The sequence below is a fragment of the Massilia sp. TWR1-2-2 genome, from assembly GCF_049897565.1.
Classification (GTDB): domain Bacteria; phylum Pseudomonadota; class Gammaproteobacteria; order Burkholderiales; family Burkholderiaceae_D; genus JAFCUW01.
Genome location: NZ_JAFCWM010000032.1, coordinates 35,226 through 49,993, shown reverse-complemented (window position 1 = coordinate 49,993; position 14,768 = coordinate 35,226). Strand labels below are relative to the sequence as shown.

At 63.9% G+C, this 14,768-nt stretch carries 9 protein-coding genes; 7 read left to right on the top strand and 2 right to left on the bottom strand.

Annotated elements, in window-relative coordinates; genetic code table 11:
• Positions 1–288 precede the first annotated feature (288 nt).
• Complete coding sequence (locus tag ACP7DD_RS22635) at positions 289–4,104, bottom strand: DUF4214 domain-containing protein (protein WP_426177118.1); 3,816 nt, start codon at positions 4,102–4,104, stop codon at positions 289–291.
• Between the two features lie 343 nt (positions 4,105–4,447).
• Here ACP7DD_RS22635 and ACP7DD_RS22630 point away from each other — a divergent pair, with 343 nt between their 5' ends.
• Positions 4,448–6,529: an acyltransferase family protein gene (locus tag ACP7DD_RS22630; protein ID WP_426177116.1), complete on the top strand. Its 2,082-nt coding sequence runs from the start codon at positions 4,448–4,450 to the stop codon at positions 6,527–6,529.
• Between the two features lie 123 nt (positions 6,530–6,652).
• Here the strand turns inward: ACP7DD_RS22630 and ACP7DD_RS22625 are convergent, their stop codons facing one another.
• Positions 6,653–8,026: a FecR family protein gene (locus ACP7DD_RS22625; RefSeq protein ID WP_426177114.1), complete on the bottom strand. Its 1,374-nt coding sequence runs from the start codon at positions 8,024–8,026 to the stop codon at positions 6,653–6,655.
• 173 nt (positions 8,027–8,199) lie between these two features.
• Between ACP7DD_RS22625 and ACP7DD_RS22620 the strand changes: the two genes are divergently transcribed.
• The 6 genes from ACP7DD_RS22620 to ACP7DD_RS22595 all read left to right on the top strand — a co-directional run bounded on the left by ACP7DD_RS22620 (position 8,200) and on the right by ACP7DD_RS22595 (position 14,760).
• Positions 8,200–10,113, top strand: coding sequence for a CHASE2 domain-containing protein (locus ACP7DD_RS22620; protein ID WP_426177112.1), 1,914 nt, complete (start codon positions 8,200–8,202; stop codon positions 10,111–10,113).
• The gene (locus ACP7DD_RS22615) at positions 10,110–11,357 is read left to right on the top strand and encodes a tetratricopeptide repeat protein (RefSeq protein ID WP_426177110.1); all 1,248 of its coding nucleotides are present in this window, start codon (positions 10,110–10,112) and stop codon (positions 11,355–11,357) included. The genes ACP7DD_RS22620 and ACP7DD_RS22615 overlap by 4 nt, the downstream gene beginning before the upstream one ends.
• A 41-nt stretch (positions 11,358–11,398) precedes the next feature.
• Positions 11,399–11,731, top strand: a complete 333-nt coding sequence (locus tag ACP7DD_RS22610; RefSeq protein WP_426177108.1) for a VanZ family protein — start codon at positions 11,399–11,401, stop codon at positions 11,729–11,731.
• 17 nt (positions 11,732–11,748) lie between these two features.
• Complete coding sequence (locus tag ACP7DD_RS22605; protein ID WP_426177107.1) at positions 11,749–12,519, top strand: Crp/Fnr family transcriptional regulator; 771 nt, start codon at positions 11,749–11,751, stop codon at positions 12,517–12,519.
• Between the two features lie 160 nt (positions 12,520–12,679).
• The gene (locus tag ACP7DD_RS22600; protein WP_426177105.1) at positions 12,680–13,480 is read left to right on the top strand and encodes an ABC transporter permease; all 801 of its coding nucleotides are present in this window, start codon (positions 12,680–12,682) and stop codon (positions 13,478–13,480) included.
• Positions 13,480–14,760, top strand: coding sequence for an ABC transporter ATP-binding protein (locus ACP7DD_RS22595; RefSeq protein ID WP_426177103.1), 1,281 nt, complete (start codon positions 13,480–13,482; stop codon positions 14,758–14,760). The genes ACP7DD_RS22600 and ACP7DD_RS22595 overlap by 1 nt, the downstream gene beginning before the upstream one ends.
• Positions 14,761–14,768: the final 8 nt, after the last annotated feature.

The window sequence follows — 14,768 nt, the reverse complement described above, 5'->3', positions numbered from 1 at the left end:
CAGCGATACACTCGAAAAGCTGCCCACCTGCCCGAACAGCAAGATCGACTCCTTGCTACCGTTTGCACAGTCTACCCAGTCCTAAACCGCATTCATAGGTGGGTGGGCCGGACGCTTACAAACGAGCGACGACACGACCAATTCATCCGCAAGAGCCAGACGAAAAAAAGACCCCGGTTTGACGCGGGGCCTTTCATCCGGCGAATTACGATACGTTGTTATCCGACGGCTTGACGTTTAACACCTCGAAAGTCCGAGGATACGAGGTGCGGAGCACCCCTTGGATTATCAAACGCCCAGCAGGGTGTGAGCCGTGGCGTTGAACGAACCCGTGCCCAGGTCAACCAGACCGACGAGTTTGACGATAACGTCGCTGTCGTTGGTGAAGGTTGCGCCGTCAACAACGTTTTCGATCACGTAAGTATTGCCACCGATCTGGAACCAGGAGATCTGACCAGCATTCGTCGAAGCGATCGCAGCGTTAGCGTAGTCCTGGAACACAGCGGTATCGCCCAGCGAAACCTTCGATGCGATGAACGAAGTGCCGTTATTGAACAGGATCTTGTCGCCAGCGGTGAAGTCGGTGATCGTTGCGTAGCTGTTGACGTTCGTCGTAGCTGCTGCAACGTTGAACACGTCGTTACCGGCGCCACCGGTCAGGATGGCCAGGTTGCCGTTAGCGCCAACGATCAGTGTGTCAGCACCAGCGCCACCGATCAGGACATCAGCGTTGCCGTTTGCGGTCAGAACGTCAGCAGCAGCGCCGCCTTTGATCGTCTGCGATACGGTGCCGTTGGTGCCAGCGACCAGGATGCCGGTCATTGCAGAACCATCAACCGAGGTCAGAGCAGCAGCGGTCTGCGACAGGGTCAGGTTCGAGTTGCCGGTGATGACAACCGATTTCAGCGCAGCATCGGTCAGGTTCAGGGTAGCGGTCTGGATGCTTGCCAGGCCATTCGACGTTGGTACGGTGTCGGTAACGGTCAGGTTGATCGTCTCGACGCCAGCAGCAGCGACATCACCGAAGTTGATCGCAGCGCTCGACACTTTGGTGACGATGTTCAGCGAATCGGCGGTGCCGGTTGCGTCGTTCATCGTGACGATCGTGTTGGCGCCAGCACCGATCATTTCCAGCGTAGCTGCGTTAGCGACGTGGGTCAGAGTCAGCGAACCGGCGGTCGAAGCGATCACACCTGGGGTGGTTTCGGTCGAAGCGGTGAACGAGATACCAGCGCTCGATGCAGCAGCGAGGTTAGCAACGTTGCCTTCGGTGTTGAGGTAGGTAACCGTGACCACGGCGCCAACATTCGAGATGTTGCCGATTTCGCGGGTTGGGTTAGCGGCGTTCCAAGCAGCCATGATCGCAGCCTTGTCAGCAACGATACGGCCTGCGGTGGTCGAAGCATCATCCGTTGCGACCGAGCCGGCAACAGCAGCGCCCAGGAACGAGACGGCGCCCGAAGCGGTGCCCGAGACGGTCAGGGTCTGAACTTCCGAAGCAGCAGCGACGGTCACAGCGGTACCGGTGCTGATGACGTAGTTGATGTTGTCCAGGTTAGCCAGGTCAACCGTGTTGGCACCAGCCGAAACGACTGCGTTCAGCTGCAGTTTTTCGAAGCCGTCGATCTTCGTAGCGAAGGTCGTCGTTGCCGATGCAGTAGCAGCATCAGCTGCGTCCATGCGCAGGGTGTCGGTACCAATGCCGCCGTCCATGTTAGCGGTCAGCGCGGTGGTGCCAGTTGCCAGACGCAGGGTGTCGTTGCCGGCGCCCAGGGTGACGGCCTTGGTCGTCGTGGTGTTCAGCAGCGTAACGGAGTCGGTACCAGCGCCGCCGGTGAAGGTTGCGTTTGCGGTATTGATGGTGACGCTGGTCGTGCCGGTCGTAGCCGAGCTGTCAACCGAAGTCACGTTCGAACCCGAAGCGTCCATGGTCAGGCCAGCAGCGCCGGAAACGGTAACCGTCTTCAGTGCAGCAAAGCTCGAACCGGACAGGATTGCGGTGTTGGTGCCCGAGACAGCCAGGGTTTCAACAGCCGAAGCGGTGATCGCGGCGCGCGAGGTGGCAGCAGCGGTGGTGATGTTCAGGTTCGTGTAGGTCGAACCCAGGCCTACCGTAGACGCCACGCCGGAGACAGGGTTACCGATGTTGTTCAGCGACAGGTTGAGCGAAGTAGCAACGGTGTTGGTTACAGCTACATTGTGGGTGCTGTTCGCCAGGCTCAGCGAGGTCAGCGCGTCCGAAGCGATGGTCGAGTTAGCGAACGAGTTCAGGCTGACGGTCGACAGAACATCGGTGCCGGTGATGTTGCCGTTGATGGCAACCGCGCCAGCGACGACGCCGAGGGTGCCTTCGTAGCCAGCCACGCCGGCGTCGCCGTCGGTCACTGGCGTGACGACGACAGCTGCGGTGCCCGAGCTGATCAGGGTAGCAACGTTGCCTTTCGAAGTCGATGCGGTGAAGGTCACGGTGGCGGTTGGCGCCAGGGTGGTGCCGCCGGCAACTGCTGCGCCGGTGGTGAAGTTCGAGCTGGCGGCGTTGGAGTAGATACCGTTAGCAGCCGGTGCGGAACCCTGAACAGCCGACGTGCCCAGATTGGCGAATGCCGAAGCTGCCTGGATGGCGGTCAGATCTTTGACAGCAGTGAAGGTCAGGCCGTTGATGACGACGGCCTGGCCAGCGGTCATTGCGCTGAAGGTTACGGTCTGAACTTCCTTGACGCCTGCAACGGTAGCCAGGGCTGGGTCAACTGCGACTTCAGTTGCCTGGTTGACGGTGACCGACGTGGTCGCGGCCGCGCCGTTGACAGTGATTGCGCCCAGGGTGACGGTCGAGCCGGTCGTGTCTTTGATTGCAGCGGTAGCATCCGAAGTGGCGAACTCGTTGACAACGACGGTGGTGCCGCCGGTGATAGCGATGGTGCCCAGGGTCGTGTTGGTAGCGGCTGCGGAAGCAACGCCGGTTGCCGATACGTTGATCGCGCCGGTTGCCACTTTGGCAGCGCCGATGGTGATTGCGCCCGTAGCCCGGCCTTCAGCGACCAGGTTGATCGAGGTGCCGCCGTCGATATCGATGGTGCCGGTGCCTTGAGCTTTGTGGGTTGCGCTGATGGCGCCGCCGGCATCGTTCATGTCGATGGTGGTATTAGCCGCGGTTGCGGTAACGTTCTGGCTCGAACCACCATTGACAACGACGTTGCCGGTAGCGTTCAGCACCTGGATGGAGGTCGACTCGCCAGCGGTCAGGTTGACAGCAGCCGACTGGGTGGACTTGAGCGACGAGACGCTCGAGAAACCGGTGGTATTGGCGGTGACTGCGCCAGCGCCGCGGATAACGATGTTTTCAACGCTGTTGAGCGTGATGCCGGAGTTATTCGACAGGGTGAATGGAGCGATCGAAATGATGTTCAGCGTGTCGTTGCCGGCGCCGCCGTTGATCGTGTCGAGTGGGGTGAACGTTGCAGCGCCCAGAGCGTCAGGAGCGGCGTTGAACACGTCGTTGCCGCTGGTGCCGGTGATGGTGTCGACGCCGGCGGTCAGGAGTTGGGTCGAAGCGACAGGAGCCGAATCGATGGCCATCTGCTGCAGGTTGGCCGACAGGGCTGCAGGCGCGATAGCGGCGGTCAGCGAAGCGTCGGTGGTGATGCCGTTCAGGAACGCCTTAGCCGAAGTGATGGCGGCAGCGTTCGAGTAAGCCAGGCGCAGGGAAACGTCGGCGTTCAGGGCGTCGGTGTAAGCGATGCTGGCGGTCGTACGGTTGTTGTACGTGGTCAGGTCCGAACCTTGTGCGCCTTTGGCGACTACGGTAACGATCTGGTCGATCGTAACGGCGCCCGATTGCAGCTTAGGGCTCCAGAAGTTCAGGCCTTCGGAATCGACCGTGCGGCCGAAGATGTTCAGGTAAACCTGGTTGATAACGCCATCGGCGCTCAGGCCGGCGTATGCAGCTTTGTATTCTGGCGACTTAGCGAATTCGGCGCTCACTGCGGCGGTATTGCCGTTAGCGCGTGCAACGACACCTTCCCAGAATGCCAGACCAGCTGGATCCGCAGGACGGTTGAAGTAAGCAACGTAGAGGGCTTGAATCGAAGCGGTGTATTGGGACATTTAATGACTCCTAGGGGTTGTACATCTAAAGTTGTTCTGGCCCTGCCACTTCCGTAATTGCAGCACAGCAAGAGCACGTACAGAATGATGGCAGAACACTGACTTGCGTCAATGTGACGAACATCACAAAAAAATAGAAATTCGCACTAATTTTCGCCGTTGTTGCGACAGAAAATGGAGCGCGAGCAATTATGGGAGAACATTTTGCTGAAAGCAACGTTTTTCGATGAAGCAATGTTAACGCCGGTCCTTTGTACACTTAATAAGTGTTAACGGACAATTTGGTCCCGGGGCGATGCGGTATAGTCTGGCCTCATCAAAAAGCGCGTAGACATATATATAGATGAGTTACCCCGACAGCGAATTCGCCCGCGTTCAGTGCCCTGCCCCTGACCGCGCGAACCAGGCTGAGCCGCATATCGTATATCGGGCTGACATCGACGGCCTGCGTGCCGTGGCCGTGCTGCTGGTGATGCTGTTCCACGCCTTCCCGACCGTCGTCCAGGGCGGCTTCATCGGCGTCGACATATTCTTTGTGATTTCGGGATATCTCATTTCCGGCATCATTTACGACAAGCTCGACCGCGGCAACTTCAACTTTGCCGATTTCTACGCGCGGCGCATCTGCCGGATCTTTCCGGCGCTGCTGGTGGTCATGGCGGCGTGCCTGGCGTTCGGCTGGTTCGCCATGCTGGCCAGCGAATACAAGATGCTCGGCCGGCACCTGGCGTCCGGCGCCGGATTCATCGCCAACCTGACGCTGTGGCAAGAGAGCGGCTATTTCGACAGCGCCGCCGACACCAAACCGCTGCTGCACCTGTGGTCGCTGGGGATCGAGGAACAGTTCTATGTGCTGTGGCCGCTGGCGCTATGGGCGGCGCATCGGCTCAAGGCGCCGCTGCTGGCACTGTGCCTGGTGCTGGCGGGCGCCTCGTTCGCGCTGAATGTCGCGCTGGTCGACGGCAACCCGGTGGCCGCTTTCTATTCGCCCGGCACGCGCTTTTGGGAACTGCTGGCCGGCAGCGTGGTCGCCTATGGCGGCACGCAGTCTGGACGGTCGGCGTGGGGCGGTCGAACGCCTGGGCGTGCCAACAACCTGATGGCGGTGGGCGGGCTGATCCTGATCGCCGCGGCGGTCGCGCTGATCACGCCGGCGCGCGCACTGCCTGGCTGGTGGGCGCTGCTGCCGGTGCTCGGTACCTGCATGCTGCTCGCTGCCGGTACTGGCGCATGGTTCAACCGCACGGTGCTGGCGGCGGCGCCGCTGGTGTGGGTTGGCCTGATCAGCTATCCGCTGTACCTGTGGCACTGGCCGCTGCTGGTGTTTGCCCGGCTGGCCGAATACAACGGCGCACCGCCCTGGCCGATCCGCCTGGCGGCACTGGCGCTTAGCGTGATGCTGGCGTGGTTGACCTTTAGTGTGGTGGAAAAACAACTGCGCTTCGGGCGGGCGCGCAATGCCAAGGTCGCAGTGCTGTGCCTGCTGATGCTGGGCGTGGGCGCCGCCGGCTACGAGGCCCACCTTGGCGACGGCCTGCCGTCGCGCGAGGCCAACGCCAAGGTGGCGCTGTTCGCCGACATCCTCAGCCCGCCGCAGACGCGCATGACCAACGATTCGTGCCAACGGCTACTGGCCCGGCCGCCGGTACCGGGGGCGGTGTGCCTGGCCAAGTCCGCGCAACCGCGCATGCTGGTGATGGGCGACAGCCACGCGATGGCGTTCAATTCGGCCGCGCTGACCGGCCGCTCGGCGCTCGACACGGTGTTGTTGGCCGGCCACGGCTGCCTGCCGTTCATCAGCTACCAGAACTACGGCCCGCAGGAAAACCGCGCCGCCAAGAAGTGCTATGACCTGACCGCGGAGGCGCTGGCGATGGCGGCGACGGTGCCATCAATCGAAACGGTACTGCTCGTCAGCCGCGGGCCGCTGTACTTTTCGGGGCGCGGGTTCGGCATGGAGGAGACCGATCCGCGCTGGAGCGGATGGAGGATCGAGCCGGTCAGGCCGGGCGCCTCCATGCCGAGCCACCAGGCGTTCGTTGCCGGTTACGTCGAGGTCGCCAAGCAATTGCTGGCGCTTGGCAAAAAGGTCGTGTTTGTCATCGATGTGCCTGAATTTGGCATCAACCCGGAGGTATGCATTGCCAACCGTCCGGTGGCGTTTCGCAATCAGTCGCTGCCGAGCTGCGTGCTAAGCCGCGTGGTGGTCGATGCGCGCCAGCGGCAATACCGCGAACTGATCGGCCAGATCCAGGCGCAGGTGCCCGGCTTGCTAGTGTACGACACGCGCGCCGCGTTTTGCAGCGAGACGAGCTGCGCATCAAAGGATGACCGTCAGGTGTACTTTTACGATAACAACCACGTCAACCTGAGCGGCAGCGCCAAGCTGCTCGACGATCTGGCGGCCTGGCTACAGCGCCAATAAGCAAGGGCTTGTTGCGGTACCGGTGGAGGTCGCGGGCTGCGCCCGATAACGCAGTCCCCGCGTGCGCGAGGACGACCGTCTTACAATGTGCAGCAACAGCGCCGGTGAACCGGCTCAGCGGCCCTACTTCCAGTACGTTACGCCGCTAGCGATGCGGCTGACGTCGATATTGCCGTTGAACAGGTACGTTGCATCATTGTTCGGACCGAGCACGCCGTTGACGGTCATGTTGGTCGGCTTTTGGAACTGGCTGTTGCCGTACAGTCGGCCGTCACTGGAGACCTCGCCTTCGGCACGCATCTTGAAGCGCTCGGCGTCGGAAGTCAGCAAATCGAAGCTGGTCGTAAATCCCCGGCTGCCGAAATCGACCCGCAGCTCGCCGTTCTCCAGCTTTGCCAGCGTGACTACCTGGCTGTTCATGTCGCGCACGAATGCCTGGCTCACCTTGAGCGTGAAGCCCACTTCGCCTTTCTCGGGCGCCACATACGGCGTACCGGCAGCGTCGCGGAACAGCACGAAATACTCGTTAAAAGCGATCCGCTCGGCGCCGTCCTTGCGGATCGCACTGGTGGGCGCCAGGCCAAGAACCGGCTGGAACCGGCCCCAGCTGATCTCGCGGCCAGGCTCGATCACCGGCGGCGGCGTCGGCACGCCAATTTCCACCACTGGCGGCGTGGTCGACGGCGGCAGCGGATCGGGCGTTGGCGCCGGCGGCGGCGGGGTAGTCGGCGCAGGCGGCGGCGTTACCGGCGGCACCTGGGCGCCCACCAGCAGCAGGTTCTCGGATTTCTTCGGGTCCAGGCTCGGCTCACTAGGCGAGGAGCCGACACTGCCGGCCGTCTTGGCGATCGGCTCGTCGGCGCGCGGCGGTGCCGTCACGTCCGGCGACAGGCTGCCGCCTTGCAGCAGCTGCGGCACCTTGCCGCGCTGGATCTGCAGCAATTGGCCTTTCTGGCTGGCCGACAACTCGCGGGCGGCGCCGCCTTCGCACGGTCCGTTGCCCTCGGGCAAGCAGGCGCCGGCAAAGCCGCTGACGGTGATGCCACCAGAAATGACGGCCACGCGCGAGGTATCCTGGTCGGTAAAGACGGTAAAATCGGTTCCGCGCACACCGATCGCGGCGACCGGCGTGTTGAAGCGGAAATTCTGGCGCGCCAGCTTGACCGCTTCGCCGGAGCGGCTGCGCGCCACGCCACTGATGAGCTCGAGCTTGATGCGGGTATTCGCCGGATTGGCCTTGTCGACGTGGTAGGCGGCGATGCGCGCGCGGGTATTCGGGCGCAGGATGAACAGGCCGTTGTCGACCGTCTTCACATACACATAGCCGTCGGCGCCGGTGGTCAGCATGTCGCCCTCTTGCACCGCAGAACCCAATGCAGCGGCGCGGTCAGCGACGGCAGCGTTGCCGGCGACATAGATGACCTTTCCAGCTTCGGCCGCATCGACGAGCTGTGCCGACGCAGCAAGACTGGCGATGATGATGAGATGACGCAACATGATGTTCCCCTTTTCTCCCATTATCCGTTCTCACCGGCAAGTTTCTGTGATGAGCATCACATGCTATCATAATTGTTCAGCCCGCCAGACCAAGTTACACCTGGTCGCAAATGTCCTTTCCCCGGGCGCAAACGGCTATACTCAACGTTTATTAACAACAATTGCGCAGCAACATGGATATCCCGGCCTTGCGCCAGCGGCTGCCTGCCGCGACCACGGTGATCAGTTCGGCGATCGCGCTTGCCGCCTTTCTGCTGACTATATGGACGCAGTGGATGGTACCGCCGGCCGACTCGGTGTTCGCCGACGAATGGCTGCGCGACGGCTTCGTCCAGTTGCAGGCAAGCGACAGTCCCGACCCGCGCATCCTGATTGTCGACATCGACGAGACCAGCATGGCCGCGCGCGGCCCGTGGCCCTGGCCACGTGAGCGCATCGCCGAACTGGTCGAAACGCTGCTCACCACCTACAGCGCCCGCGGCGTCGCCCTCGACATCGTGTTGCCGCAGGCGGGCGACCAGCGCGGCAATGAACGGCTCGCCCTGCTCGCGACACACGGTCCGCTGGTATTGGCACAAGCCTTCGATTTCGATTTCCATCAGGTACGCCCGGAACCGGTGCGCGACGGCGTACTGGCCGGCGCCAGCGCCGCCTACCCGCGCGGCGGCGTCGCCGCCACCGGCTTCATCGGCAACCACCCCGACTTTGCCAAGGCGCCCAACGTGGGCAACATCGGCTTTATCCCTGACGCCGACGGCGTGCTGCGGCGGGTGCCGCTGGTGACCAGTTTCGAGGGTCGCCGCTACCCGGCGTTGTCGCTGGCGCTGATCAACTGCTGCGCCGGCGCCGGCGCCCTGCCGCTATCCGACACCGGCCTGCTGCGCGTGTCTTACCGGCGCGACTGGGCCGCCTACACCGTGGTCGCCGCCAGCGACATCCTGTCCGAGAGCATCGCGCCGCACAGCGCCCAGAAGCGGCTGGTGATCGTCGGCTCGTCATCGCTGGGGCTGGGCGACCGCGTCACCACGCCGCTGGCGGCCAGCCGGCCCGGCCTCGGGGTACACGCGGCGATGCTGTCGACCCTGCTCGACCGCCAGGCCGGGCTGACGCCGGCGCCGTGGCCGGGCCGGCTGATTGCCTGTCTGTTCGCCCTGTGCGCGGCGCTGCTGGCCGTGTTCGCGCTGCCGCGCCTGTCGGCCCTCACCAGTGTGGCGTTGCTGGGCACGCTGTCGGCGCTGTGGGTCGTGGCGGCGTATTTCATCAGCCGGCACGACGGCGACTTTTCCACCACCGGCCCGCTGGCAAGCAACCTGCTGCTTCTGGCCGCCGCGGTGCCGTACCAGTGGCAGCAGACCCAGCGCCGCTCGCGCCATCTGCTCGACACCTTGCGCCAGTACGTTGCCCCCGAAGTCGTCGAGCAGCTGCTGCGCAGCGACGTGACCGACCCGCTCAAGCCGCGCCAGCTCGACGTCACCACCTTGATTGCAGACATGGAAGGCTATACCACCCAGGTCGAGTCATTGCCGGTGGAAGAAGCGGCGCGCCTGACGCGCGACTTTCTCGACTGCCTGACCGGCCCGGTGATCGCCATGCACGGCACGCTCGACAAATACACCGGCGACGGCCTGGTGGCGTTCTGGGGCGCGCCGTTGCCGATCGAACACCATGCCGACCTGGCGCTGGATGCCGCCGGCGCCATCCTGGCGCGCGTGGCGGCGCTGAGCGCCGAGCGCCAGCGCGACGGCAAGCCGGCCTTGCGGGTGCGCATCGGCATCGAGAGCGGCGTGGCGATGGCAGGCGACTTCGGCACCTCGTTTCGCAGCATTTACACGGCCGTCGGCGATAGCGTCAACACCGCCGCGCGGCTGGAACAGGCCGCGCGCGACTTCACCCACAGCATCATCGTCGGCGCCGGCACTGTTGCGCGCGCGCGTCGCCACGACTTCTTACTGCTCGGTGAGCGATTGCTTCGGGGCAAAGAGAAGCCGACAACACTATATACTCTCGAACTCAATCACAACGCCGGCGGCGAGACGACAACAATGAATCAGGCAGGCGGCAAGGCGACGCTGGAACACGTTGCATGACGGGTCAGGCAGTACACATCATGCGGGCGATCGCGGCGCTGGCCATGCTGGCCGCCGCCTGCCGTGCGCAGGACGGCGCGGCGGCGCCGCCGGCCCAGCTCGACGAGCTGTACCGCGCGGCGATGCAGTCGATCGCCGAAGGGCGCAAGGGCGACGCGTCGGAAGCGCTGATGCGGGTGGTCGACATCGAGCCCAAGCACGCCGGCGCCTGGCTCGACCTGGCGCTGATCCAGTGCGGGCTAGGTCACTCGGACGAGGCCGAAAGGCTGTTTGCCGCGATCGAGACGCGCTTCAATCCGCCGTCCGGCATCCTCGAGGTGATCGCCGAAGCGCGCGACAGCGGCTGCAGCCGCTGGAATCCGACCAGCTCGAGCTCGCTCACGCTCGGGCGCGGCTACGACCGCAACGTCAACCAGGGCGCCAGCAACCCGAATTTCGTCGTCAACAGCGACGGCATCCCGATCGAACGCCAGCTGTTGGCCGAATTCTTGCCGCAGGCGGACCGCTACAGCGTGCTGTCGGGCGAATACATGCGCGACGCCACTGCCAATGGCACGGTCGGCTTTGCCCAGATGCAGTTTCGCCACAACGACCACCTGAGCCGGTATAACAGCGGCGCGCTGTTTGCCGGCGTCGAGACGCCTTGGCGCTTTGGCCGATGGACCTTGCGCACCACCGCCCTGCTCGGCGCAGTGAGCCTGGGCGGCCAGTTCTACCAGCGCCATGCCCAGGCGCAGGCGCGCTTCGGCCCGCCGCTATCCTTGCCGGCGGGCATGCAGCTGACGGTGCTGGCGGGCATCAACCACACTGAGTATCTGACGCTGACCAATTTTGACGCCAACACGGTCGAACTGCGCCCGCAGCTGACCTGGCGCGGCGCCGCCGGCACCCTCAGCGCCAGCGCCGGCTACCTGCGCGACATGGGCCAGCCCGCCCGCCCGGGCGGCGACCGCCGCGGCCTGATGGCCAATGTGGTCGGGCGCCGCAGCCTGGCCTATGGCATGACGGGCGAACTGGCGTTGACGCGCCAGCAATGGATCGGCAGCAGCGCCTACCTGCCGGGCCTGATCGAGCAGACCCGCCAGCAGGACACCAGCATCGTGCGCGCCAACCTGAGCTACCCGATCAGCAAGCGCCAGCTGTTGCAGCTGGAAGTGCGGGCGGTGCGCAATCGCGAGAATATTTCCATCTTTCAGTACAATAATCGTCAGGTACAGTTGAGTTGGCAACTGCAGAGTCCGTGACCGGCTACAATCGGCGTTTGAACCAGGGAGCGTGGTACGGTATGGTATTGGAACAACTGTTATTTGCCGGCGCTAGCGCGGCCATGCTGGCCGGTTGCCTGGTGCCCAACAGTTGGCTGCCGCGGCGCCTGCCGAACGACAAGCTGATGCATTTCGCCGGCTTTGCCTTTCTCAGCGTGCTGGCGGTTCGGTTGGCGTCGAGCCAGCGCCAGATGATGCTTGCCATGCTGGGCCTGCTGGCGGCCGGCCTGCTGATCGAATGCCTCCAGATCCTGGTGCCGGAACGAAAATTTTGCTGGCGCGACATGGCCGCCAACGCCGCCGGCGTCGCCAGTGTGGCGCTGGGTGCACACCTTTACCTTGTATTTGCCTGACCTGACTAGAATTGCCGATGACCTCAGCCAGCCCGAAGCCGATGCTCCCACCGCCCGACGCCGCTGCCGAAGCGCCGCCGGGCGAAGACGCGCAGGCCAGCCAGAGCCGCCAGGTTCAGGTGCACCTTCGCAAGATCCCGCTGCTAGCCGGCCTGTCGGACGAGGAACTGGTGCCGGTCAGGTCAGAGCTGCGCTTTCGCCAGTACACCAAGCGCCAGGTGGTGCTGCACAAGGGTGGCAGCGGCGACGGCCTGCTGTTCCTGCTATCGGGCCAGTTGCAAGTGATCGACGTCACCGAAGACGGCCGCGCGATCGGCCTGCGCATGCTGCAGCCGGGCGACTTTTTCGGCGAAATCGCCTTGATCAACAACTCCACCCGCTCGGCCTCGGTCGTGGCCACCAGCGACGTGCTGGTCGCCTTCCTGCCGACCGCCACCGCGATGCACCTGTTTTCGCACTCGCCGTCGGTGGCCAACCAGATGCTGCGCCACCTGGCGCGCAAGATCCAGACCGATTCCGAGTTCCGCGCCTTGCTCAGCATTAACAATACCGCCAAGCGCATTTACACTTACCTGGTGCTGATGCGCCAGAAAAAGGCCGACGGCCAGGACGTCGTCGAGAACCTGCCGACCCACCAGGATATCGCCAACATGATCAACACCAGCCGCGAGACGGTCACCCGCGCTCTGCTGACGCTGGTGCAGCAAGGCATCGTGCAGAAAGACACTCACCGCTTGATCATCCTCAATCCCGAGGCGCTGCAAAAGCTGGTGCAAGGCTCGACCTAGCCGGTGCGGCGCCCGGGCGCCGTTGTAGAAGCACCACGCTGCGGTATAATCGCCCGCTTAGCCAACCGTACTGCCGCCCGCCTATCGCCGCGGCCCGTTCACCCATGATGCAAAGCCGTTTCCTGTCCGCCCTGTTGGCGCGCCGCCGCCGGGACGCCCGATGATTTCGAGCGCGATGCTCAAGGGCGTGTGGGCCTATCGCGGTTTCGTCGTGGGCAGCGTGAAACGCGAATTCCAGGCCAAGTACGGCAACGCCGTGCTCGGCGCGGCATGGACGGTGCTCAATCCGCTGGCGATGATCGTCGTCTACACCGTCATCTTCGCCCAGGTCATGCGCAGCAAGCTGCCCGGCGTCGATTCGAGCTTCGCCTACAGCATCTACCTGTGCGCCGGCGTGCTGACCTGGGGGCTGTTTACCGAAATCACCACGCGCGCGCAGACCGTCTTCATCGAGCACGCCAACCTGATCAAGAAACTGCAGTTCCCGCGCATCTGCCTGCCGCTGATCGTGGTGCTCAACGCCACGCTCAATTTTGGCATCGTGTTCGCCCTGTTCACGCTGTTCCTGCTGGCCAGCGGAAATTTCCCCGGCTGGGTGTTCGCCGCCTTGCTGCCGGTGCTGCTGCTGCAGATCGCGCTGGCGATCGGCCTTGGCATGCTGCTTGGCGTACTGAACGTGTTCTTCCGCGACGTCGGCCAGTTCTTCGGCATCTTCATCCAGTTCTGGTTCTGGCTCACGCCGATCGTCTATCCGGCCAGCATTTTACCGGAGGAAGTGCGCGCGCTGCTGCCGTGGAACCCGATGGCGTCGGTGATCGGCGCCTATCAGGACATCCTGGTGCACGCGAAGTCGCCCGACTGGTCCAGCCTGGCGCTGCCGGCGGTGCTCGCCGTGCTGCTGTGCATGCTGGGCATGCAGACCTTCCGCAAGCGCTCCGGCGAAATGGTGGACGAACTGTAATGGGCAGCATTCACGTGCAACAACTGGGCAAGGCCTACAAGCAGTATCCGAACCGCTGGTCGCGCCTGGCCGAATGGGTGCTGCCCTTCCTGGGCAAGCGCCACCGCCTCAAGTGGGTGCTGTCCGGCATCGATTTCCAGATCAACCGCGGCGAGGCGGTCGGCATCATCGGCGTCAACGGCGCCGGCAAGAGCACGCTGCTCAAACTGATCACCGGCACCACCCAGGCCAGCACCGGCGCGGTCCACACCAGCGGGCGCATCGCCGCCCTGCTCGAACTGGGCATGGGCTTTCACCCCGATTTCACCGGCCGCGAAAACGTCGTCATGGCCGGCCAGTTGATCGGCCTGGCGGTGGCCGAGATCGAGGCGCTGATGCCGGAGATCGAGGCGTTCGCCGGCATCGGCGACTACATCGACCAGCAGGTGCGGGTGTACTCGAGCGGCATGCAGATGCGCCTGGCGTTCAGCGTGGCTACCTGTGTGCGGCCCGACATCCTGATCGTCGACGAGGCGCTGGCGGTGGGCGACGTATTCTTCCAGCAAAAATGCTTCGCGCGCATCGACAGCTTCACCAAGGCCGGCACCACCTTGCTGTTCGTCTCGCACAGCACCGGCACGGTGCTCAACATCTGCACGCGCTGCATCTTCATCAAGCAGGGCGCGCTGGCGTTCGACGGCGCCCCGAAGGACGCGATCGACCTGTACCAGGCCGAGCTGCTGAGCCATTTGGACCACGCGCCCGGCCAGATCCGGGTCAACCGCGGCAGCGCCCCCGAGCGGCTCGACTACGAGCATGCGCCTGCGCTGCTGGGCAAGACCGGCAGCATCACCACCGACGCGGCCGACTGCATCGCGGTGCGCTTCGTGCACGCCGACGGCAGCACCGCGCACAGCATCGTCGCCGACCATCCGGCGCGTTTGCAGGTCGACTACCGCACCCGCCGCCGGCTCGACGATCCGCACGTCGGCTTCAAGATCCGCAACCGCTTCGGCGTGGTGCTGTTCGAAACGAACAGCTACTGCATGCGCGAGCAGCTCGGCGCCGTCGATGCCGGCGGCGCGCTGTCGGTGCAGTTCAGCTTTGCGATGGCGCTGGCGCCGGACGAATACACCATCACCGTCGGCCTTGGCAATGGCGGCTACGGCGAAGGCAGCTTCCGCGAAGTGCTCAACTACCTGCATGAGGTGACCACCTTCATCGCCTTGCCGAACCAGGACGCGATCGTCTGGTCGGGCCAGGTGAACCTGGCGCCCACCCTGACATTCACCAAACCGTAACGGCGCCC

Coding starts and splice junctions, on each gene's coding strand:
- ACP7DD_RS22635 (WP_426177118.1), bottom strand. CDS start 4,104: ATGTCCCAATACACCGCTTCGATTCAAGCCCTCTACGTTGCTTACTTC.
- ACP7DD_RS22630 (WP_426177116.1), top strand. CDS start 4,448: ATGAGTTACCCCGACAGCGAATTCGCCCGCGTTCAGTGCCCTGCCCCT.
- ACP7DD_RS22625 (WP_426177114.1), bottom strand. CDS start 8,026: ATGTTGCGTCATCTCATCATCATCGCCAGTCTTGCTGCGTCGGCACAG.
- ACP7DD_RS22620 (WP_426177112.1), top strand. CDS start 8,200: ATGGATATCCCGGCCTTGCGCCAGCGGCTGCCTGCCGCGACCACGGTG.
- ACP7DD_RS22615 (WP_426177110.1), top strand. CDS start 10,110: ATGACGGGTCAGGCAGTACACATCATGCGGGCGATCGCGGCGCTGGCC.
- ACP7DD_RS22610 (WP_426177108.1), top strand. CDS start 11,399: ATGGTATTGGAACAACTGTTATTTGCCGGCGCTAGCGCGGCCATGCTG.
- ACP7DD_RS22605 (WP_426177107.1), top strand. CDS start 11,749: ATGACCTCAGCCAGCCCGAAGCCGATGCTCCCACCGCCCGACGCCGCT.
- ACP7DD_RS22600 (WP_426177105.1), top strand. CDS start 12,680: ATGATTTCGAGCGCGATGCTCAAGGGCGTGTGGGCCTATCGCGGTTTC.
- ACP7DD_RS22595 (WP_426177103.1), top strand. CDS start 13,480: ATGGGCAGCATTCACGTGCAACAACTGGGCAAGGCCTACAAGCAGTAT.